The 21141-nt window shown below is 63.5% G+C and carries 21 protein-coding genes and 2 CRISPR repeat arrays; of the genes, 5 read left to right on the top strand and 16 right to left on the bottom strand.

Annotated features, from left to right (window positions below; all coding sequences use genetic code 11):
- Window positions 1-96: 96 nt before the first annotated feature.
- Window positions 97-1602: a CRISPR direct-repeat array (repeat unit 36 nt; unit sequence GTTTGAATCGAGACCTGATGTAGAAGGGATTAAGAC).
- Window positions 1603-1628: 26 nt separating this feature from the next.
- The 10 genes from ACH5N8_RS07795 to ACH5N8_RS07750 form a co-directional block, all read right to left on the bottom strand.
- Window positions 1629-2225, bottom strand: a complete 597-nt coding sequence (locus ACH5N8_RS07795; protein WP_483281919.1) for an IS630 family transposase — start codon at window positions 2223-2225, stop codon at window positions 1629-1631.
- Complete coding sequence (locus tag ACH5N8_RS07790; protein ID WP_483281920.1) at window positions 2144-2578, bottom strand: helix-turn-helix domain-containing protein; 435 nt, start codon at window positions 2576-2578, stop codon at window positions 2144-2146. The genes ACH5N8_RS07795 and ACH5N8_RS07790 overlap by 82 nt, the downstream gene beginning before the upstream one ends.
- A 163-nt stretch (window positions 2579-2741) precedes the next feature.
- The gene (locus ACH5N8_RS07785) at window positions 2742-3380 is read right to left on the bottom strand and encodes a hypothetical protein (RefSeq protein WP_483283142.1); all 639 of its coding nucleotides are present in this window, start codon (window positions 3378-3380) and stop codon (window positions 2742-2744) included.
- A gap of 467 nt (window positions 3381-3847) precedes the next feature.
- On the bottom strand, window positions 3848-4996 hold the full coding sequence (locus tag ACH5N8_RS07780; RefSeq protein ID WP_460028777.1) for a Card1-like endonuclease domain-containing protein: 1149 nt from the start codon (window positions 4994-4996) through the stop codon (window positions 3848-3850).
- 179 nt (window positions 4997-5175) lie between these two features.
- A complete protein-coding gene (locus ACH5N8_RS07775) occupies window positions 5176-6645 on the bottom strand; it encodes a S8 family peptidase (RefSeq protein ID WP_483283177.1) in 1470 nt (489 codons plus the stop codon).
- Between the two features lie 51 nt (window positions 6646-6696).
- Window positions 6697-9666 (bottom strand): Tn3 family transposase, encoded by a 2970-nt coding sequence (locus tag ACH5N8_RS07770; RefSeq protein ID WP_483283141.1) that lies wholly within the window; start codon window positions 9664-9666, stop codon window positions 6697-6699.
- Window positions 9667-9668: 2 nt separating this feature from the next.
- Window positions 9669-10229 carry a recombinase family protein gene (locus ACH5N8_RS07765; RefSeq protein ID WP_483283140.1) on the bottom strand — a complete coding sequence of 187 codons (561 nt, stop codon included), beginning with the start codon at window positions 10227-10229 and terminating at the stop codon, window positions 9669-9671.
- Window positions 10230-10443: 214 nt separating this feature from the next.
- A complete protein-coding gene (locus tag ACH5N8_RS07760; RefSeq protein WP_483283139.1) occupies window positions 10444-10662 on the bottom strand; it encodes a GDCCVxC domain-containing (seleno)protein in 219 nt (72 codons plus the stop codon).
- Entirely contained in the window at window positions 10659-10949 is a 291-nt protein-coding gene (gene merP, locus ACH5N8_RS07755) for a mercury resistance system periplasmic binding protein MerP (protein WP_483283138.1), read from the bottom strand. Before merP ends, ACH5N8_RS07760 begins: the two co-directional genes overlap by 4 nt.
- Before the next feature lie 9 nt (window positions 10950-10958).
- Window positions 10959-11297, bottom strand: coding sequence for a mercuric transporter MerT family protein (locus tag ACH5N8_RS07750; RefSeq protein WP_483283137.1), 339 nt, complete (start codon window positions 11295-11297; stop codon window positions 10959-10961).
- 67 nt (window positions 11298-11364) lie between these two features.
- Here ACH5N8_RS07750 and merR point away from each other — a divergent pair, with 67 nt between their 5' ends.
- Window positions 11365-11769 (top strand): Hg(II)-responsive transcriptional regulator, encoded by a 405-nt coding sequence (merR, locus tag ACH5N8_RS07745; RefSeq protein WP_483283136.1) that lies wholly within the window; start codon window positions 11365-11367, stop codon window positions 11767-11769.
- Here the strand turns inward: merR and ACH5N8_RS07740 are convergent.
- The 5 genes from ACH5N8_RS07740 to cas2 (ACH5N8_RS07720) form a co-directional block, all read right to left on the bottom strand.
- Window positions 11766-12509: a hypothetical protein gene (locus ACH5N8_RS07740; RefSeq protein WP_483283135.1), complete on the bottom strand. Its 744-nt coding sequence runs from the start codon at window positions 12507-12509 to the stop codon at window positions 11766-11768. The two genes, merR and ACH5N8_RS07740, sit on opposite strands and share 4 nt — an antisense overlap.
- Before the next feature lie 150 nt (window positions 12510-12659).
- A CRISPR array of direct repeats spans window positions 12660-13885; the repeat unit is 36 nt; unit sequence GTCTTAATCCCTTCTACATCAGGTCTCGATTCAAAC.
- A gap of 227 nt (window positions 13886-14112) precedes the next feature.
- On the bottom strand, window positions 14113-14421 hold the full coding sequence (gene cas2, locus ACH5N8_RS07735; RefSeq protein ID WP_460028779.1) for a CRISPR-associated endonuclease Cas2: 309 nt from the start codon (window positions 14419-14421) through the stop codon (window positions 14113-14115).
- Window positions 14422-14424: 3 nt separating this feature from the next.
- The gene (locus ACH5N8_RS07730; protein WP_460028780.1) at window positions 14425-15189 is read right to left on the bottom strand and encodes a CRISPR-associated endonuclease Cas1; all 765 of its coding nucleotides are present in this window, start codon (window positions 15187-15189) and stop codon (window positions 14425-14427) included.
- Window positions 15186-16139, bottom strand: a complete 954-nt coding sequence (gene cas1 / locus ACH5N8_RS07725) for a CRISPR-associated endonuclease Cas1 (RefSeq protein WP_460028781.1) — start codon at window positions 16137-16139, stop codon at window positions 15186-15188. The genes ACH5N8_RS07730 and cas1 overlap by 4 nt, the downstream gene beginning before the upstream one ends.
- A gap of 18 nt (window positions 16140-16157) precedes the next feature.
- Window positions 16158-16442, bottom strand: a complete 285-nt coding sequence (gene cas2, locus ACH5N8_RS07720; RefSeq protein WP_460028782.1) for a CRISPR-associated endonuclease Cas2 — start codon at window positions 16440-16442, stop codon at window positions 16158-16160.
- Window positions 16443-16570: 128 nt separating this feature from the next.
- Here cas2 (ACH5N8_RS07720) and ACH5N8_RS07715 point away from each other — a divergent pair, with 128 nt between their 5' ends.
- From ACH5N8_RS07715 to ACH5N8_RS07705, 3 genes are all read left to right on the top strand, one after another.
- A complete protein-coding gene (locus ACH5N8_RS07715; RefSeq protein WP_460028783.1) occupies window positions 16571-17911 on the top strand; it encodes a hypothetical protein in 1341 nt (446 codons plus the stop codon).
- On the top strand, window positions 17908-18189 hold the full coding sequence (locus ACH5N8_RS07710) for a hypothetical protein (protein ID WP_460028784.1): 282 nt from the start codon (window positions 17908-17910) through the stop codon (window positions 18187-18189). Before ACH5N8_RS07715 ends, ACH5N8_RS07710 begins: the two co-directional genes overlap by 4 nt.
- Window positions 18190-18293: 104 nt before the next feature.
- Window positions 18294-18509: a hypothetical protein gene (locus tag ACH5N8_RS07705; protein ID WP_460028785.1), complete on the top strand. Its 216-nt coding sequence runs from the start codon at window positions 18294-18296 to the stop codon at window positions 18507-18509.
- Between the two features lie 176 nt (window positions 18510-18685).
- Here the strand turns inward: ACH5N8_RS07705 and ACH5N8_RS07700 are convergent, their stop codons facing one another.
- The gene (locus tag ACH5N8_RS07700) at window positions 18686-19081 is read right to left on the bottom strand and encodes a hypothetical protein (RefSeq protein WP_460028786.1); all 396 of its coding nucleotides are present in this window, start codon (window positions 19079-19081) and stop codon (window positions 18686-18688) included.
- Window positions 19082-19703: 622 nt separating this feature from the next.
- Between ACH5N8_RS07700 and ACH5N8_RS07695 the strand changes: the two genes are divergently transcribed.
- Window positions 19704-21137 (top strand): mannose-1-phosphate guanylyltransferase/mannose-6-phosphate isomerase, encoded by a 1434-nt coding sequence (locus ACH5N8_RS07695; RefSeq protein ID WP_483283134.1) that lies wholly within the window; start codon window positions 19704-19706, stop codon window positions 21135-21137.
- The last annotated feature ends 4 nt before the right edge of the window (window positions 21138-21141 follow it).

Raw genomic sequence — 21141 nt, 5'->3', positions numbered from 1 at the left:
TCACCGGATTGAGGCAGTGTCACTTTTGCGTGCACGCGATTTCTGTCAACCCTCCCTGTAACCCACTGAAAATGAAGGAGAAAAACACCCCCAGCCGTTTGAATCGAGACCTGATGTAGAAGGGATTAAGACCCGGGCGTGCAGGCCGGCTTGTCGTAGATCTCGAGTTTGAATCGAGACCTGATGTAGAAGGGATTAAGACTCTTGTTTCAAGGCCGCATTTTCGGCCTTGAGTTGTTTGAATCGAGACCTGATGTAGAAGGGATTAAGACCCGCAATGGAAAAAATAGTCCGTTGCCCAGATTTGTTTGAATCGAGACCTGATGTAGAAGGGATTAAGACGGTTGACCAGGGGTGTACTGCATTGGATCACAGTGTTTGAATCGAGACCTGATGTAGAAGGGATTAAGACGCCTCGTTTGCTGGCGGCATGCCTGCCGCCAGCAGGTTTGAATCGAGACCTGATGTAGAAGGGATTAAGACGACAGCGTTCGCCGATAACCTGCCCCGTGAGGGGGTTTGAATCGAGACCTGATGTAGAAGGGATTAAGACTCGTTCTAGGCGGGCAATTGTTGCCCGCGCCAGGTTTGAATCGAGACCTGATGTAGAAGGGATTAAGACTGTCCGCTGCCATCGTCGTTCGCTGGACGCGATAGTTTGAATCGAGACCTGATGTAGAAGGGATTAAGACCATGGATGAATTGCAGAGTGTCTGTAAACCGCAAGTTTGAATCGAGACCTGATGTAGAAGGGATTAAGACCCGCTTTTCGCGGGCTGCTACTTCCCCCGGCGCCGTTTGAATCGAGACCTGATGTAGAAGGGATTAAGACCATGCCCCTACGTGGGGTTTAGGCTTTCCCTTAGGGTTTGAATCGAGACCTGATGTAGAAGGGATTAAGACCATGCTTGCCGCCCGCAGTGGAAATAGCCGCGCCGTTTGAATCGAGACCTGATGTAGAAGGGATTAAGACGCCCGCTTTTCGCGGGCTGTCTCTTCACCTGGCGTTTGAATCGAGACCTGATGTAGAAGGGATTAAGACGGAATCATCCCGCAATGATTGCAGCTCTTCGGCGTGTTTGAATCGAGACCTGATGTAGAAGGGATTAAGACCTGGCGCCTGAAACGCCAGTGGATCGGCGCCTTCGTTTGAATCGAGACCTGATGTAGAAGGGATTAAGACCTGGCCTTGATTGTGGATTTCAAGCATTACGCTGGTTTGAATCGAGACCTGATGTAGAAGGGATTAAGACCGCCACTACTCCACCGGTATTGAATCCGGTATTTGTTTGAATCGAGACCTGATGTAGAAGGGATTAAGACCGGCTTGATGAGGAGGATTTCAAGCCGCTGAGGGTTTGAATCGAGACCTGATGTAGAAGGGATTAAGACGGTGGTTTCGACAATAGCGTTCATTCGTGTCTCCGTTTGAATCGAGACCTGATGTAGAAGGGATTAAGACCAGTAAGCGAAAGGAATTGTCGTTTTTCGGGAGGGTTTGAATCGAGACCTGATGTAGAAGGGATTAAGACCACCGCGTAGGAACTGAATTTGCAGCGAGTTAATGTTTGAATCGAGACCTGATGTAGAAGGGATTAAGACCGCGTTTCCGTCGCGATGATAAGTGCCTAGCAGAAAGTCAGTTGGTATTCTGAGCCGAAACCAGCCCCGATTTTGTCGATGGCCTGTTCCAACTCAGTCGGCGTGAAGGACTTGAAGGGCAGCCATTCGTACTTCATCTTCTTCCACAGGATTTCGATCCGGTTCAACTCCGGGCTGTAGGGCGGCAGGAAGTAAAACCGCATGCCTTTCTCCTTCAGCAGTTCCCAATACGGTTCCAGCGCTTTCGCCGTGTGGATCGATGCATTGTCCAGGATTACCACCATCGGCTTCTTGACCCGCTCGATCAGGGCCATGAGAAAACCGAAGCACCACAGGCCAGTCACGCTATGCCACAGCTTCGCCATCATCAACCGCCCCGAGGACAGCAGCGCGCCAATGACATTCAGGCGTTGCGACCGCTTCGATACCACCGCATGCGTTTCACCCACCTTGCTCCAGGCCGAGCGGTTCGGCGGTTGCGGCGCGAAACCCGCCTCATCCACATAAGCCAGCTCAATTTCGCCCGCTTGGGCCTGTTGGATCAGATCTTCGATGTCGCCTCGGGCCCGTTCGAATCGCTCCGGATCGCGTTTTTTTTCAAGCTGTAGCGCGTACGCTTCCACACGTAGCCCAGTTGCTTCAATTCCAGGCGCAAGGTGGTCCGACCGATGACAACCTGGTATTCACGCTCCAGGCGCGTCAGCAATTCCCGCGACGACAACGCTTCACTCTCCACCCACGTTCCCAACTGCTGGCGGTGCTCGTCCGTCAGCTTGCTCGGGGCCCCGCTGCGCGGTCGATCCGGCAAACTCGCCAAACCTGATTTTAGCCATTTGCGCCGCCGAACCCGCACCGCTTCCCGGCACAGCCTCTGCTGTTCCGCCACCGATTGCACGCTATACCCTGCTGCCAGCAACAAGATCGTTTCCGCCCGATCTCGCTCGCGCCAATCCGCGCCCTTCTTGATGATCTCCATCAGGCATTCGCGCTCACTGTCCTCCAATTCTATCGGTGCAACTCGTGCCACTGCTCTCTCGTCCGTCCATATCCCAGAATGCCGAGAGTTTACAGCAAATCAACTTGTCGCGAAGTGCTTAGCGTTATCAATGGGTTTGAATCGAGACCTGATGTAGAAGGGATTAAGACGCGTGATCCTGCGGCCAAATCGTTATACGGCCGTTGTTTGAATCGAGACCTGATGTAGAAGGGATTAAGACCCCGAACGTATGTCCAGGCGTACTTCCATTGATTAGTTTGAATCGAGACCTGATGTAGAAGGGATTAAGACGGAGGATATGTTTTTGGATTCCCAGCCCCAGAATGTTTGAATCGAGACCTGATGCAGAAGGGATCAAGCCGGGTTCATGCCGGTCTGGCGCAGCATGCATGGCGGCAGCACGGCAGTGGGCATAAGCATGATGGCCATCCAGGCGTCCATGGTTGCCGTACCCTGCGTGCTGGAACGGATGGATGTTTTTTGACAAGAGCAGGACGATACCTGCCAGGAGAGAAGTCCCATGCAACGACGAGCGTTCGTGCAAAAACTTGCCGTTGGCGCCGGCCTGTGCCTGCTGCCGCCGGGGTGGTTGCTGGCCAGGCCTTATTCCCGCGCCGATGGCAAGGCCGACTGGATTTTCAGGGGCGGCCTGATCCATACGGCCGATCCCGCCCGGCCGACGGCAGAGGCGGGGCGGGGCGGGGCGGTTCATGTTCAGGATATCGCCCGAGCGGATACATTCCACCCGGGTGGTCCAGACCATGATGGATGGCAAGGTCACGCACGCGTTGCTGTAGACTGTGGCGCCGGCGGGACCACGGCAGGCAGCGGCACTGCCGACGCGGACGTGGTCCGCCAATCCGGGCTGACCGGCGCCCCGCCTTCCGCAGGGCGTGACGGGGTCCGCGAGCCTGGCCCGGGAGCCTTCAAGGGCTTGCAGGGCAAGGCGACGCCACGGGCTGCGCCGAGGACCGCGGCCCGACTTAATGCCGCTTGAACCGAGACCTGACCGAGAAGGGATCAAGAAGCATGTTGCCTGTGGCGATATCCGGCAGGGTTTCCGTGTGCTGGGAGACCTGATGTAGAAGGGATGAAGATCTTTCGCGATCGGCTCGCTGTTAACAAAGCGTTCGTTTCAATAGAGACCTGATGTAGAAGGGTTATTCGACAGGGCGGCCCGGGGCGCCCTGTCTTCGCTGGATGCGGGACCGGATCGGGGTAGGGGAGTTGGGCGCGGGGCGCCGGCCTTCAGACGCCCAGCCAGCGGCGCAGGCGTTCGCGCAAGTGGGCGAGTTCGGCGCCGGCGCAGACCGCGATGCGGTAATCGCGGGCGCGGTCGAGAATGCGCGGATGCAGCGGCTGGAAGCTGACCAGCAGGCCGCGCGCCTGCAGTCCGCCGAGCCGGTTCAGCAGGGTTTCCAGCTTGTAGAGCGCCTCGGCGCCAACGCCGCCCTGGCGCGTTTCCTCGTTGAACAGGCGGGTCTTGCACTCGATCACGTGCAGGCGGTTGCGGGCCAGCACGGCGACGTCCAGTTCATTGGCCACGCCACCGCCGCGCACCACTTCCAGCCCCCGGCCCACGTCCTGGATCGCCGGGTGCCCGGCCTTCAGCGACTGCGCCAGCGCCACCACGTACTGCTCCAGCCAGCCGCCATTGGCGAAGAAGCGGGCGCCCTCGTCGGCGAAGCGCAGCACCTGGTCCTCGACGCGCAGCAGCCCGCGCGCGGCGAAGGCGTCCACCAGGGCGCGGACATCCTTGCGCCGCAGCGCCGCGCCGATCGCCGCCGACACGCCGGTGCCGGCCGCGCTGGCGGCGGCGAAGTTGAGCGTCGCCAGGGCATGCCGGTGGCGGTCGACATCGGCCGCCAGTGCCTCGGCCAGCGCCTTCAGTGGCGCCGCCATGCCGAAGGCGCCCGGCCGCTGGCGCAGCTCGGCCCCGTGCGCCTTGAGGAAGGCCGGCAGCCGCAGCCGGTTGGCCAGCTGGCGCGGCGGCAGGCCCTCGGGCTGCAACCAGACCAGGCGGTCCTGCTCCGGGTGGACATAGAAGATCGGCAGCCGGGCCGACAGGAACACCTCGTAGGCGGCGATCGCCATCAGCTTGGTGCCGCCGGTCGCGTTCAGCGCCAGCGGCTCGCCCTCCCGCGCCGCCACCAGCGTCAGGATCTGCTCGCGCATGGCGGCCACGTCCCAGGGGTCGGGCAGTTCCTCGCGCCGCACGCGCAGGCCGGCCGGTTGCAGCACGGCGGCCAGCCCGTCGGCGCGTTCGCGCATGTCGGGGCTGGTCAGCAGGATGACCTCGCGGGCGTCCAGGGCCGGATCCAGCGCCGGGGTCAGGTTCGGCGTCGGCTGGCCGCTGACCAGGATCACCTGGATCGGCGCGGTGGGGGCCGGGCTCATGCCGGCCCCGGCGCGGCGGGCGCGCAGCGGGCCGGCACGGCCTTACGGTTCTGGCCGGGGTGGCGCGGGCGGGTGGCCGGCATGGCGGGCCTCGTTCTCATGTGGGGTTCCGGATGCGCGGGCGGCGGCTTGCCATCCGTCCCGGCAAGGGCCGGCGTGCCAGCCGCCCGCGCCGCCGGCTACTGGAAGACCGCGCCGACACGCGTGTCCGCGTCCATCGTCAGGCGGCAGGGCTGGGTTCCCGAGCAGGCCCCGGTCCAGCCGGCGAAGGCATGTCCGCTCTGCGGGACGGGGCTCAGGGTCACGTCGGTGCCCTTGAAAAATTTCGCCGCGCAGGTCTTTTTCCGGTCCGGGCAGTCAAGGCCAGCCGGCGAGCCGACGATCGCGCCGAGCCGGTTCTTGGCGATCCTGAGGGTGTATCGGGGCAGCTTGCCGAACACCGGCTTGAGCGTGGTCGCAGCCGTGAGGGTGAGCTCGCAGACATGGCCTTCGGGGTCCGGGCAGCCGCGCCAGCGGACCAGCTGGTAGCCGGCATCCGGCGTCGCCACCAGCCTGACCTGGGCAAACGACGCCGTGCATTGCCGTTGCCTGCCGCCGCACAGGATGCCGGCCGGCTCGCTGCCGACCACGCCGCCCGTCGGCCGGGTCACGGTCAAAGGATAGCGGGGCAACGCGACGAAACCGGCGGTGACGGATCGCTGCGCATCCATGACCACGGTGCAGGCGCCGGTTCCGGCGCAGGCGCCGCCCCAGCCGGAAAACCGGTATCCCCTGGCCGCCGTCTGGCTCAGCGTCACCCGCGCGCCGTTGTCGTAGCGGGCCGAGCAGGCGCTGCCGCAGGCGATGCCGGCCGGCGAACTGGTCACCGTGCCCGATCCCGCGACGGCGACCGTCAGCGTCCACTGGGTCAGGCCCAGCGCATCCAGCGCGGCACTCACCAGAATCCTGGGCGTGGCATAGGTCCCGGCATAGCTCGGCACCGGAACCCCCGTGCCTTTCAGGGCGTTCTCGATCTGCGCCACCGGGAGCGACGGCAGGCGCGACCGGATCGCGGCGAACGCCCCGGCGACATGGGGCGTGGCCATGGAGGTGCCGCTGTAGCCGGCGTACTGGCTGACGGGCACGGAGGAGAGGATATCCACGCCCGGCGCGAGCAGGTCGACCAGCGTTTGCGACTCGTTCGAGAAATAGGCGATCCTGTCGTCCCGCGTGGTGGCGCCCACGGTGACCGCGGTGCTGATGCAGCCTGGCGCGCCGACGCTGGCCAGATAGGCATCGTTGCCGGATGCGATGACCGTGGCGACGTTGGCCGCCCGCAGGCTGTCGATGATGGGTTTCAGTGGATTGTCGTCGCACGGCGCCGCGAAGGAACCCCCTCCGAGACTCATGTTGACGGCGGCCAGCCGGGCGCCGCCGGCCAGACTGGCGCGGTTGGCGTATACCCATTCGAGGGCCGCCAGATCGTCCGAGGTGTAGCTCATCACGCACGGGGTCATGTCGGCGTCGCCGCAGGCGGCGGCGCGGTCGAAACGGGTAAACACCTGCACGGCTATCAAGCGGGCCGCTTTCGCCACGCCGTTGGGCGGGATGCCGGGGGCAGGATTCCTGCCCACCGCGATGCCGGCCACGTGGGTTCCATGGGTGCACAGGTTTTCCGGCCCGTTGACGGGGTCTGCTCACGAAACGGAATAAATCGTACGCTAAGCCTCGCGGAGCATCCGTAGCGGCCGAAACTTCCCTTGTTCGACTCGCTTGCTTTGCCGCCAGATGTAGTCGCCGGTCAGGTTGATGTGCTCCCAGCCGAGCGGCGACAAATGTTGCAGCAGCTTGTCGTCCACCTCCCTCCCAGAATCCCGGAGCGCCTGTACCGCCCGTTCCAGATAGGCTGTGTTCCATAGGATGATGGCGGCCACCACCAAGTTGAGGCCACTGGCGCGGTAGCGTTGGTTCTCGAAACTGCGGTCACGGATTTCACCCAACCGGTTCAGAAACACGGCACGGGCCAGTGAGTTCTTGGCCTCGCCCTTGTTCAAGCCGATCTGTACCCGGCGGCGCAATTCGACGTTCTGCATCCAGTCGAGCGCGAACAACGAACGTTCGATGCGGCCCAGTTCGCGCAAGGCGACGGCCAAACCGTTCTGGCGCGGGTAGCTGCCGAGTTTGCGGAGCATCAACGAGGCGGTGACGGTGCCCTGTTTGATCGACGCCGCCAGGCGCAGGATTTCGTCCCAATGCGCGCGGATGTGTTTCACGTTGACGTTGCCACTGATCAGACCGGCGAGGGTCGGGAACCGCTTCGCATCGCCGTGGATGTACAGCCGCTTATCGGCCAAGTCGCGGATGCGCGGCGCAAAGCGGAATCCGAGCAGGTGCATGAGCCCGAACACATGGTCGGTGAAACCGGCGGTATCGGTGTAGTGCTCCTCGATCCGCAAGTCGGATTCGTGATAAAGCAATCCATCCAAGACATGGGTGGCGTCACGCACTGTGGCGTTGATGACCTTGGTGTGGAACGGCGCGTACTGGTCGGAGATGTGGGTATAGAACTGCACGCCCGGTTCCTGACCGTACTTCAGGTTCACCTGACCGGCGAACTGTCCCCGGCCGCCGGCCTTGAAGTTCTGCCCGTCGGACGACGAAGTGGTGCCTTCGCCCCAATAGGCAGCGAAGGGTTGGCGAAACTGCGCGTTGACCAACTCGGCCAATGCCGCAGAATAGGTCTCGTCGCGGATGTACCATGCCTGTAACCAGGTCAGTTTGGCGTAGCTTGTGCCGGGACAGGATTCCGCCATCTTGCTCAGGCCCAGATTGATGGCATCGGCGAGAATGGTCGTCAGCAGCAGCTGTCGGTCTTCGACTACCTCGCCGCTTTTGAGGTGCTTGAAGTGTCGGGTGAAGCCCGTCCAACTATCGATTTCCAACAGCAGTTCGGTAATCTTCAAGTGCGGCAACAGGCCGTACGCCTGCTGTATCAACGCCTCTGCTTCATCCGGCACGGCATTGTCCAGCGGTGTAATCTTGAGCCGGCCGCTGTCGGTGATGGCGGCATCGGGCAGCTCGTTGGCGGCGGCCAGCCGCTCGACCGTCGCCAGTTGCTCTTGCAGCACCGTGAGGCGCGCCTCCAGGAAGCGCTCGCAGTCGGTTTCGACGGCCAGGCCCAATTCCCGCTGGTCGCGTTGCGCTGCAAAGCGCGGCGGTGGCAACAGGTAATCCTCGAAGTCTTTGAACTGGCGTGATCCCTCTACCCAGATGTCACCCGACCGCAGGGAGTTCTTCAACTCCGATAACACGCACAGCTCATAATAACGACGATCCAGCCCCTCCGGTGTACACACCAAACCTTCCCAGCGTTTGCGCACGAAGGAGGTCGGCGCATCGTCCGGCACCTTGCGGGCCTGGCGTTCGTTCATGCCTTTCAGCACGTCGACGCCAGCCAGCAGCTCGCGTGCCGCCGGCGCCGCCTTCATGGGTAGCGCGTCCAGTAGAGTCGGCGTGTAGCGCCGGAGCTGGTTAAATCCGTCGCTGACCAAAGCCAGGTAGTCGAAGTCTTCCGGCCGGGCCAATTTTTCCGCTTCGGCAATGCTCTCGCTGAAGACCTCCCACGGGATAATGGCCTCGATGGCAGCGAACGGGTCGCTGCCCGCTTCCTTTGAATCCAGCAAGGCGCGGCCGATGCGCGAGTACAGGCGCACCTTGTCGTTGATCGCCTTGCCAGACTGCTGGAAGCGATCGGCGTGATGGCGTTTGGCCTTGCTGAACAACGACCCCATGAACCGGTCGTGCAGGTCGATGATTTCGTCGATCAGCGTGGCCCGCGTGTCGAGGATCACCGCCACCAGCGTCGCATAGCGGCGGGCCGGTTCTAGATCGCGCAGGTGCTGTGCTGTCATCTGGCCGCCTTCACGAGCCAGTTTGAGCAAGCGATTTTGGTGGATAGCGTGTTCCAATCCATCAGGCAACCATAGCTCACGGACCGTTTTCAGCCGTTCCAAATGGGCGAGCAAATGTTTGGGCTTAGGCGGTCCGGGCGGCTGGCGCAGCCAGATCAGCCCACTGCCCTTCGTGCCCTCGCGGATCGTCAGCAGACCATCGAGCGCACGGAGGTGATGATCCGCCAAAGGCGCGGTCAGCGCCTCGTATACCTGGCGCGTGCCGCGGGTAAGGGCTTCACTACAGACCCGCTCAATCACATCGATCGCCGGCAGGATGATGCGTTGTTTCCGGAGTAACTCGACCAGCACTTCGGCCAACACCATGCCCCGGTCGGTTTGCTGGGCCAGCTCGGCAAGCTCGCCGACGAAGCGCCGGTAGTCAGCAATCGCGAATGGCGTCAGATCCAGCCATGCCTGCAATTCCGCCAGGTGCTCGCGCCGGGTCTCCGCTCGCTTGGCGTACTTTGGCCAGACCTCCGGCTCGATATGCAATTGTCGACCAACGATTGCAAGCAAGGGCTGGGGTGGTTCCGCATCGGGCGGTAAGGCGAAACCCGGAAAGCGCAGGTAGCACAACTGCACCGCAAAGCCGAGCCGGTTGTGATGACCACGCCGTTGACGGATGACCGACAGGTCGGGTTCCGAAAAGGTGTAATGCTGGATAAGTTCGTCGTTAGTCGTGGGAAAGGCCAACAGGCCGGCGCGTTCGGCGGGTGTCAACAAACTGCGCCGTGGCATGGTCAGTCATCGGCTCGGAGGTATTGGTACAGGGTTTCGCGGCTGATGCCGAATTCGCGTGCCAGCGAGGCCTTTTGCTCGCCGGCTGCGGCCCGCCGCTGTAGATCACTCACCTGCTCCGGCGACAGCGCCTTTTTGCGACCCCGGTAAGCCCCGCGTTGCTTGGCGAGCGCGATACCCTCGCGCTGCCGCTCGCGGATCAAGGCCCGCTCGAACTCGGCGAACGCACCCATGACCGACAGCATCAGGTTGGCCATCGGCGAATCCTCGCCAGTAAAGGTCAGGCTCTCTTTGACGAACTCAATGCGCACGCCGCGCTGGGTGAGCTTCTGCACCACACGCCGCAGGTCATCCAGGTTACGGGCAAGACGGTCCATGCTGTGGACGACCACGGTATCGCCCTCACGCACAAAGCCCAGCAGTCTTTCCAACTCTGGGCGCTGGATATCCTTGCCGGATGCCTTGTCGGTGAATAGCCGGTCCACCTGGACCTGTTCAAGTTGACGTTCCGGGTTCTGGTCAAAACTGCTGACCCGGACATAACCGATGCGTTGACCTTTCAAAAAGTTCTCCCGACGGAAATGTGTCAGGAAAAACTCTAAGATCCTTGGTGGCAGGTGTCAATTTATTCAAACTATGGCTCTATTCTGACGCTCATTGACTAGCCTTCCTGACGTCCGGTTAGGGTATAGACCAGATTGACACCATTGATCTACCCTCCACGTCGGGATTGATCAGGCGGAACGTCGTTGATGCAAGACAGGGAAAGGAACGAGGTCACCTGTCAGCGCAACAGGATTTGTGCTGCTGAATGGGCGGACACTTGACTGATCCATAGGAGCAGAAGACACAGCAATCTCCAGGATTTGGCTTGAGCAGTGCTCCGCAGCCTTTGCAGTCATAGAAGAACTGGCAGGCATCGGTCGGCATGGTCTCCGTTTCAGCGTGCCCGCAGTATGGGCAGGTAATCGTTGATTCCAGAATCACGTCTTTCATTGTTTGTCCTGCCGGATGGTGGACGGATAACCGGCACTCTTGGTTGCTTCCGTTAATTTATCCGCTGCAGTGGCGGTATCGTCGAATTGCGCGGTTGCGGTCTTGTTTGCGTAATCAACCGTGACCTGTTGAACACCCGAGACGTGTTCAAGGGCCTTTTTCACCGTCAGCGGACAGGCCGCACACGTCATGTTTTGTACGTCGAGCACCACTGTACGTGATGCGGCCAGAGCCACGCCCGCTGTAACGGTCAATACCAGAACAAGCGAAAGAATTCGGGTTTTCATCGGTTTTCCTCAATAGAACAACGGGGCAATCCACGGGAACGCAATCAAGCCCAGCAAGGGGATTGTCACACTCCAGAAAATGAAACGCTGCTTGCGGATGACTTCATCATCGGCGCACGGCCTGCCGGATTCGCATGTCGGAGGCGTCAGGTAGAGGTTGCGGAAAGCCAGCCCGATGAAAAACAGCGTGAGCAGCAGAAAAACCGGACGCACTGGTTCGAACGCGGTGAGGTTTGCCACCCATGCCCCGCCAAGCCCCAGGCTCAGCAATACCAAGGGCGCGACGCAGCACAAGCTTGCGCCGATCCCGGCAAGAACGCCCGCGATCATGGCGTGTTTCTGGTTCATGGCGGTTCCCCGTGTTTTCTCATATGGCTTACTATAAGCTCCGTACCTAGGTACGGAGGCAAGCCCCATGACACAAGAATGCTTCACCATTGGTGTATTGGCGAAAAGAGCTGGGGTTAACGTCGAAACTATCCGCTTTTATCAGCGGCGCGGCCTGCTGACCGAACCTGACCGGCCGCTTAAGGGTGTCAGGCGTTATGCAGAACGCGACGTACAGCGCGTACGTTTCATCAAACAGGGGCAGAAGCTCGGGTTCTCGCTGGACGAACTCACGGAGTTGTTGAGCCTTGAGGATGGGCAACACTGCCGAGAAGCGCGGGATATCGCCTTGAAAAAGCTTTCCTCGATTCGGGAACGGATCGAGGGTTTACGCACCATGGAAAAAGCCCTATCCGATTTGGCCGAACGCTGTTCACAGAACACGGGCGCAGTATCTTGCCCCATTATCCTTGCCCTGCTGGGACCCTCTTAGGCTAAGCGTACGATTTTTTCCGTTTCGTGAGCTGACCCCTTGACGCATCTGGCGGCCGTGGCCTCGGCCGCGCCCGGCCCGGTCTGGGTCCTCGTTCCGTTAGGACACAGCGAGATGCCGCTGCCCGAGGCGTTCGAGAAACAGGCTTCGGCAATCGTCTTGCCGGACAGGAACGGGTGGGACACCTGGACGCCGGTATCCAGCACGGCCACGGCTTGCCCCTCGCCCGTGGCGCCCAGGGCATAGGCACCGCCGGCGCCATCCATGCCGACCTGCGGCACGCTGTTCTGCAGCAGCGGCTTGTTCAGCCGGTCCAGGTGGATGCGGCTCACGTCCGGATCGCGGGCCAGCCGGTCCAGTTCCTCGCCGTCCACCGTGATGGCAAACATGGGACTGATCTCGTATTGCCGGAGTCCCCGTTCGAATCCGCCGGCCCGGCTGGCCTGGCCGCTCCCGCCAAAGATGCGCGCCAGCACCCGTTCCTGCGCCGCCGCGACCGCGCGCCTGCGGGCGGCCAGCGCGCGCTCGTCCGGCGGACTCGCCATGCGCGCGGGGAGCGCCAGTTCGACAATCACGCGCACCGTGCCGTCGGCGGCGAGATCGCTGGCCATCGGGGCCGCATCGGCGGCCACGACCGCTGGCGGGAACGCCCCGGCCGTGTCCGCCGCGCCATCGCCCGCCCGCACCTGAGCCCCGAGCGCGCAGACCAGCGGCAACGCCCATGCAAGTATCTGTTTCATGTCAATTCTCCCGCGTCTCCGTGGGCGATAGGCCATCGCCCGAAAACCGGCCGCAACAACCATGACCAGCCCGGTTGGCGACCGCCCGTGTCCCTTCTATGTCAGGTCTCGGTTCAAACCTCTCACCCAGCTTCAACGGGAAAAGCTGGAGTCTTAATCCCTTCTACATCAGGTCTCGATTCAAACGCGATGCGAAATCCGAAAGCGCGGCCATTGCCGCGTCTTAATCCCTTCTACATCAGGTCTCGATTCAAACAAAATAAAATCATTGGCCACGTCGAGCGCGAACATGTCTTAATCCCTTCTACATCAGGTCTCGATTCAAACGCCACGTCGAGCGCGAACATGCGCGACGTGGCAGGGTCTTAATCCCTTCTACATCAGGTCTCGATTCAAACCCTACACACCCGCCAGTTTCCGTGGGCATCCCGAGTCTTAATCCCTTCTACATCAGGTCTCGATTCAAACGTAGAGCGAGCCACAAGCCAAACCCCGCGCATCCGTCTTAATCCCTTCTACATCAGGTCTCGATTCAAACAACAGTCTCTTGTTAGGTTCTTCCGCGCTTCGGGTCTTAATCCCTTCTACATCAGGTCTCGATTCAAACATAGGGACGGCGCCAATACCGCCGTGATAAATAAGTCTTAATCCCTTCTACATCAGGTCTCGATTCAAACCGCCTAGAACGAGAAAACGAGTCCTTGCGGGCGGGTCTTAATCCCTTCTACATCAGGTCTCGATTCAAACAGAAGGGTGTCATGAATGAGAAACAATCAGCCGGTCTTAATCCCTTCTACATCAGGTCTCGATTCAAACCAGCCCTGAGGCAGGAGATAGGCCGCCTCAAGGCGTCTTAATCCCTTCTACATCAGGTCTCGATTCAAACGTTCACCTGGACGGCGAACTGTTTGCCGGTTACGGTCTTAATCCCTTCTACATCAGGTCTCGATTCAAACCCCGAAGGCGCAACCACCCTGCCCGAAGGGGCCACGTCTTAATCCCTTCTACATCAGGTCTCGATTCAAACAAGCACGCGGCCGGTATACCGGCGCGGCTTGTGGTCTTAATCCCTTCTACATCAGGTCTCGATTCAAACCCCGCGCAGCGAGGAATACCGGCGCGGGGTGATCGTCTTAATCCCTTCTACATCAGGTCTCGATTCAAACATGAAAGCCACTTTATCATTGGAGTATATCGGCGAGTCTTAATCCCTTCTACATCAGGTCTCGATTCAAACACCCGGCCAATTCGGGAGCTGGGAACCCCAAATGTCTTAATCCCTTCTACATCAGGTCTCGATTCAAACGTCGATCAGTGGATATGTGCGGCGGCTGATCATGGTCTTAATCCCTTCTACATCAGGTCTCGATTCAAACGGCTGGGGGTGTTTTTCTCCTTCATTTTCAGTGGGTTACAGAGAGGGTTGACAGAAATCGCGTGCACACAAATGTTACGCTGTCTCACCGGCGTGACAGCGGGCGCGACGGATCGCTTGCCGGGCCGCCCGGGGCGCGCGCGGTTCATTGACATTCTGATGAGCGTCGATGACCGGGTCAATCCGGCGCGTCTCCAGTAACCCGTGGGCGCCATGGGCGGAAGGCATTCAGCGGACGATCAGGTTGACGCCGCCATCGAGCAGCAGCACGTCCTCGGGGAACAGCTGCCGGCCCAGGCCGATCTGTTCGGGCCGGCCGGGCAGGGGATAGCAGCGCACGTCGTCGACCCGTGCGTCGATGATGGCGCGCAGGCCACCCAGCACCCGTTCGAGCTTGCGGGCGTCGAGCTGGGCGGTGAAGACCGAGTACTGCACCGGCAAGCCCTGCCGGCGCAGAAACCGGTGCACGCGACCGAGGCGCCTGGGCTGGCGGATGTCGTAGGCGATGAGATACAGCAGCGGCTGATGGTCGGCCATGGTTCAGAGTTCGATCAGCCAGCGGTGCAGGCGGCCGATGAGGCTGGTCAGGAGGTGGTCGAGCCGCGCCCGGCGTTGCTCGAAGAAGGCGACGACGGCGGCGCTGTCCGGCGGGTCCGGCTGTCCGCATCGCCGGCGCGCGCCGAGCCAGGCCAGCCGCGCCAGGTGCAGGTCCCAGAACAGCAGGTCGGTCAGGTCGTGGGTGAGATCGAAGCCGGGCCAGTCGTGATCGTCGGGCGCGATGCCGGCGTCCTGGAGGGCTTGCAGGGTCTGGCTGTGCACCAGCGCATGCAGCGCCCGGCCGGCAGCGGTATAGGCGGGCAGCAGGTCGCGGTCGCGTGCCGCGGCCTGCAGGGCCTGGTGCAGCGCGCGCGGGGTCGGCGGCTGGCCGACGCCCATGCCGATGCGCCGGGCGACGCTGCGCAGGGCCATGCGCTGCATGCCGGCCCGCCAGTCGGCGTAGCGAGCCGGCCAGTCGGGCCGCAGTAGGGCGTCGCGCAGCCGCTGGCGGATTTCGGCGCGTTCGCCGGGCTGGCCGACCAGCCGCGCCAGCACGGCGCCATCGTCGGCGAGAAAGGTGACGGTGATGCCGCCACCCGCGCAGGCCATCAGGGCCGGCATGGCCCAGCCGACGCGGCTGTCGCTGACGACACGGGAGACGCGCTGCAGGGGAAACCAGACATCGGCGCGCTCGGGATGGCGCACCTTCAGCGCCGGTCCGTCGAGCTCCACCCGCGCGTCCGCGCCCTTGAGATACAGCGGCCTCACGGGTGGTCTTCCAGCAGCCGGCGGGCGACGACCAGGCCATGGCGGCGCAGCAGCCGGCGCAGCGGCGGGGCCAGCGTCTCGTAACGGGCGTAGAACAGCGAGCGGGCCTTCTTCTTCATCAGGCAGCCGCCGTCCTCGCGGGAAAAGTCCTCGGCCCGGAGTTCCCGGTCGGCGAACAGCCGCCAGACCCAGTGGTCGATCCGCGGCCGCAGGGGCTCGATCAGGTCGGCGGCGAGCGATTCGCGCCGGTGCGCGGGTTCGTGGAAAAAGCCGACATAGGGATCCAGCCCGTTGAGGTGGCAGGCGCGGGCGGCGTCGGCATGCAGCAGGGTGTAGCCCAGCGACAGCGCGGCGTTGACCGGATCGCGCGGTGGCCGCCGGTTGCGCCCGGTAAAGTCGAGACCCGCTGGGAACAGGGTGGTGTAGGCGGCGAAATAGGCGGCCGCGCCGGCGCCTTCGATGCCGTTCAGGCGGCCCAGGCTGAGACTGGCCACGGCCTCCGCCTGCAGGCCGTCGGACGCCCGCCGCAGCTGGGCGATGGCCTGGCCCAGCGGGGCGCGCCGATCCGGCCGCGTGGCCTGGGCCTGTCTCAGGAAGGCCGTCTGTTGCCGCAGCTTGAGCAGCACCAGCCGCCGCGCCCAGTCGAGCCGGTAGGGTTCGTCATGGTGCCAGCGGTACTGGGCGATGCGCCGCCGGGTGTCGCCATGCCAGCGACCCTGCAGGATGGCCGGCACCCGGCCCTGCCGGCCGCCGAGCACCAGCAGGCTGATGCCGGCCTCGGCCAGCGCGCCGAGCGCGCCGGTGGTGACGCTGGCCTGGCCGCGCATGACCACCCGCTCCAGCAGGTTCAACGGCACGGTGCCACGCCGCTCGCCAGCTTCGTAGAGGCACAGGTGCTGTCCTTCGTGACGGAGTTCCAGGCTCTTGCGGTCCAGGTACAGGGTTGCCATGTGTCGCCTCGGGCAGGGTCAGCCAATGTAGAAGTACTCCGGGTCCTGCGGCACCACGCCGATGCCCAGCACGCGGACCCGGCGCCGGGCGTCCAGCCGCATCAGCAGGAAGCGGTCCTCGCCGGGGTCGATGACCTCGCGCACCGCCTCGACCAGTTGTGTCCTTTCGGTGCGGTTGAGGTAGCACTCGAACACCGATTTCTGTCCGCCGGTGGCGTAGCCCCGCAGTACCTGCAGCGCCCGCCGCAGTCGCTTGTCGTCGGCGATGTCGTAGCAGGCGAGATAGAGCGCGCGCTTGGCCATGGCGAGACGATACGCCCCATGTTGCGCGCGGGTCGGGTTGGCAAGCTTGCCGGCCGGCGGGAACGGGCCGGGACACGGTAGAGTGATGGAATGATTTTTTTATCACAGCCGATACGGAGCCATCGCCCATGCGTACCTATGCCAACGAAGCGGAATACCACCAGTGGTTCATCGACCATATCGACCAGCTGTTCCTGCCCGATCGCTCGACGCCGATCCTGGTCATCGGCCACGAGCTGTCCCTGTTCGGCGGCAGCCGCAATGGCGGCAGCGGCAGCGCCGACCTGCTGGCGGTCGATGTCGAGGGGCGGGTCTGGCTGATCGAGGCCAAGGTGGCCAACAGCGCGGAGTTCGGCACGGTCTGGGAGCAGCTGGTCCGCTACCGCGACAGCCTGCAGGCGCATAACCGCTGGGATGTGCTGGAGCGGCAGATGCTCAAGTTCCTCAACGGGCGGGAAAAGTGCCGGCCGGTCTCGACGCGCTACCAATCGTGCGCCACGCTGCGGGACGTCCTCGGCCTGTGGCTGGCGAGCCTCGGTCGCACCACGACCGACGTGGCGGCGTTCACCGCCGGGGTGGCCGAGCAGTTGCGCACCGGCACCCTGGGGCTGGCAGTGCTGTCCGATATCGAGCATACGCTGATCGCGCGGGAAGCCGAGCGGCATCCGCATGGCGGGCCGAAGGCGTTCTTCGTCGCCCGCGTGCAGCAGGGACAGCCGCGGGCGGCCACCCGGCATTTCCAGGAGCCCGGGGAGCAGGCTTTCCAGGCTTCCGAGCCGGAGCATTTCTACGATACCGCCTATCCCGTCTGCCGCCCGGAAACGCTGGCGGAGTATCTCGATCCGTCGCTGATCCCGCTGGTCGAGGCCATCCTGTATCCGGGTCTGCGCCAGCTGGGCTGGGACGGCCGCGATTACCTGAACAACAGGAAGAGCATCACCGTTGCCTTGTCGTTCGCGGATGCCGCCGGCCGGAGCTGCTGGCTGCGGCTGGTGGACCTGGGCTGGACCGATGCTGATGCCAGCCGCGTGGCGTCGACGCAGCGGCTGCCCGGCTCCTATGGGCTCAAGGTGCTGTTCCATCCCTTCGATCTGCACCGAGGCCTGGGCGAGGATCTGGCGATGGAGCGGCTCAACGCCTGGGCACCCCGCCTGTATGCGTGCGGCTGGCGGGGGCGCGGCGTGGCGCGGGACATCCACCGGGTACCGCTGACCCGGGAGCTTTTCCGCAAGTTCGCCAAGGAGTTCGAGTACGAGCCTTCGCCGGAGATCAAGGACTTCACCCGGGGCGATGCGGCCGAGCGGCGCGACCTGCAACGCTTGCTGCAGCTGCTGGCGTCCATCGTCGAGGATATCGCCGGGCGGATGCAGACGCTCGACCGTCGCGATGTGCCGGGGGCGGATTCCCGGCAGCGGGGGCAGGCCAGCGTCGCGGGCGGCGCGGCGGTTGCCCGGGAGCATGGCCAGTGAGGCGGGCCGGCCTGCTGGCGCTGGGGCTGCTGGGCCTGTGGCCGCTGGCGGGACCAGCCGCCGCCGGGGATGCCAGCCGGTGCCACGCCATCGCGGATCGCGACCGGCGCCATGCCTGCCTGGCCGAGACGCGGGGCCGCCAGCAGGACTGCAACGCCATCAGGGACATCGACAACCGGGCGATGTGTTCCGCCAGGACCAGCGGCCAGAGGAGCCGCTGCCACATCATCCGGGATGCCGCCCGCCGACAGGCCTGCCTGGCCGGGATGGACTATTGAGCGCCGCGACGAAACTGGCCGCGGGCTGTCTCGCCGCCGGGCTTTCAGCTTGCCTGTCCCAGCCAGGCCCGCGGTACACGGTCGTCCCGCCCCTGGAAAGCGGCATGCAGCGCTACGGGCAGATGAGCGCCGACCTTGCCAGCCTCAACGGCGCGGTGGCGACCGTTTCCCAGGGCACCACCAGCATCGGCCGGGTGGTCAACCCGGTCCAGGAGGCGAACAACGCGCTGGGGCAGGGGTTCGTGCAGGTGCTCAAGGCACAGGGCGCCCTGGATTCCCTGTCCGGCAGGGTCGGCCGGATGTTCCACGCGAATCCCTGAGGCGGTTCAGGGTTTCCGGCGCCCGTGGCGGCCGGGCCGGGAGGTGCCGGCAGCAGACAAGCCCGTCGGTCGCGCATGAGCGGCCGACGGGCTTTTTTGTTGGCATGCAGGCCAGGCGACCGCCGCTGACGCCGGGGCAGCCCGCGCGCGGAGCGCGGGCGTTACCGCAGGTGGCGCTACGGGGCCACCTTCAGCACATCGCCGGAAATGTTCCAGTTGCTGCACCCGAGCAGCGTGGGGACGATCAGCAGCCCGAGTCCGAAGTCCATCAGCCAGCGCTCGCTGGCGGTGACGTTGTCGGCGACCTCGGCGCCCCTGGCGCTCAGCTCGCGGCGAATCGCCGGAATGACGATGTTCTGGTCGGTGGTGGTTTGCGAGGTGTTGAAACAGGCGCCGGCGCTGGTTTCGAAGCGGCCGAGGGGCCTGACCTTGTTGGTGGCGACCTTGTTCTGGATCTCGGTTTTCGCGTACTTGTCCGAATAGAAGCCCTGACCCAGCAGGTAGGGTGTGGAAGGTGCGGCGCAGCCGATCAGCTGGCTGGTCGTCAACACGAGGGCGATGGTTTTGCGCATGGACGGGTCTCCTTAGGGTCTGGGCGTCGGCCGCTGGGCCGTTACGACGTGAACGAAAGGGCGACAGGGTAGGCGGCGCGGGAGACGCCGGGGCATCTGGCAAGCTTGCGGGCGCTGCGCAGGCCGGGCATGCCGGGTCCCGGTGAGCGGGGCGGCTGCCAGGTTCAGGTCGAGGGATGGCCCGCGGCCGTGTCCTGTCCCGAGCTCTTCCGCCGGCGCCCGAGCCCCATGGCGCGCTGCCTGTTCGATAAACCGGTCAGCCCGGCCAGCTGGCATCTCCGCCGAGCGGCATACCGTCGGCAAGGTGCACACCTGGAAGATCGGGAACGGAAATCCGCGCGTCCGGATCGGACGCCCGGCCTGCGGTTCCCTTGCCGCCGAATATTAATATTTTAATATATATTTTTCCTGATAAAAATAGATGTTAATGCAGGCATATATTGCTGTGGTAGGATATGAATATTTCAAGCATTGTGTTGCGAATGTTGCTTCGCGCATTTTCTCTCGAACCGCTACCCGCGAGATTTTCCGCATTGTCCGGAATTCCTTCGCCATCCCGGCATCGGTCCGTCGGCAAGGCAATGATCGATACCTTTTCATAATAATAATTATTCTGTCCCTGATGCTGATTCCAGTTGTTCTTTCGGGTGGTACGGGCACGCGGTTGTGGCCGGTGTCGCGGGAGGCCTGTCCCAAGCCGTTCATCCGGCTGGCGGATGGCGAGACGCTGATCGAGAAGACCTACCGCCGGGCCGCCATGGTGGCGGGGGCCGGCGAGCTGCTCACGGTGACCAACCGCGACTACTACTTCATGAGCAAGGATGCGCTGGCGCAGGTGGCCTCGACCCGGCCGCTGACGGGACGCTACCTGCTGGAGCCCGTGGGCCGCAATACCGCGCCCGCCATTGCCCTCGCGGCCCACTGGGTGGCGGCGCGCCACGGGCGCGACGCCTGCCTGCTGGTGCTGGCGGCGGACCACCTGATTCAGGACCCGGACGCCTTCCTCGCCGCCGTCGCCCGCGCCGAGGCACTGGCCCGGCAGGACCGGCTGGTCACCTTCGGCATCCTGCCGACGGCCCCTGACAGCGGCTTCGGCTACATCGAGGCCGGCGCCGCGCTGGGCGAGGGCCGCCAGGTCGTCCGCTTCGTGGAGAAGCCGGACCGCGCCACCGCCGAAGGCTACCTCGCCGCCGGCAACTTTTTCTGGAATGCCGGCATGTTCTGCTTCCGCGCCGGCGTCATCCTCGACGCCCTGGCCCGCCACGCCCCGGCACTGGCCGACGCCTGCCAGGCGCTCTGGACAGACCGGCTGGCCGCCGGCGCGGCCGACCTGCTGGACATCCCGGCCGAGCCCTTCGCCCGGGTGCCCTCCATATCCCTCGACTACGCCGTCATGGAAGTGGCCGACAACGTCGCCGTGGTCCCTGCGGAATTCGGCTGGAGCGATGTCGGCTCGTGGGCCGCCATCAGCGCCCTGACCGCCCCGGACGACGACAACAACCGCGCCAACGGCCAGGCCATCTTCGTCGATGCCGCCAACACCTACGTCCAGAGTCACGAACGGCTGGTCGCCGCGGTGGGGGTCGACAACCTGATCGTCATCGACACCCCCGACGCCCTGCTGGTGGCCCGGTCCGACCAGGTGCAGAAGGTCAAGGCCGTGGTCGCGCAGCTCAAGGCGCAGGACCACGAAGCCTTCCGCCTGCACCGGACCGTGGCGCGGCCATGGGGCACCTACACCGTGCTGGAGGCCGGGCCCCGCTTCAAGATCAAGCGCATCGAAGTCCGCCCGGGGCACCGGCTCAGCCTGCAGATGCACCACCACCGCAGCGAGCACTGGGTCGTGGTCAGCGGCATCGCCAAGGTCACCAGCGGCGAGCAGGAATGTTTTGTCCGCGCCAACGAGTCGACCTACATACCGGCGGGCCAGCCGCACCGGCTGGAAAACCCCGGCATGCTGGATCTGGTCATGATCGAGGTGCAGAGCGGCGAGTACCTCGGCGAGGATGACATCGTCCGCTTCGATGACCAGTACGGGCGCAGCCGCGATGCCTAGCGCA

The sequence above is a fragment of the Methyloparacoccus sp. NF-16 genome (assembly GCF_056880625.1).
Note: the sequence above shows the minus strand (reverse complement) of the source record. Positions and strands in the feature narration are given on the sequence as shown.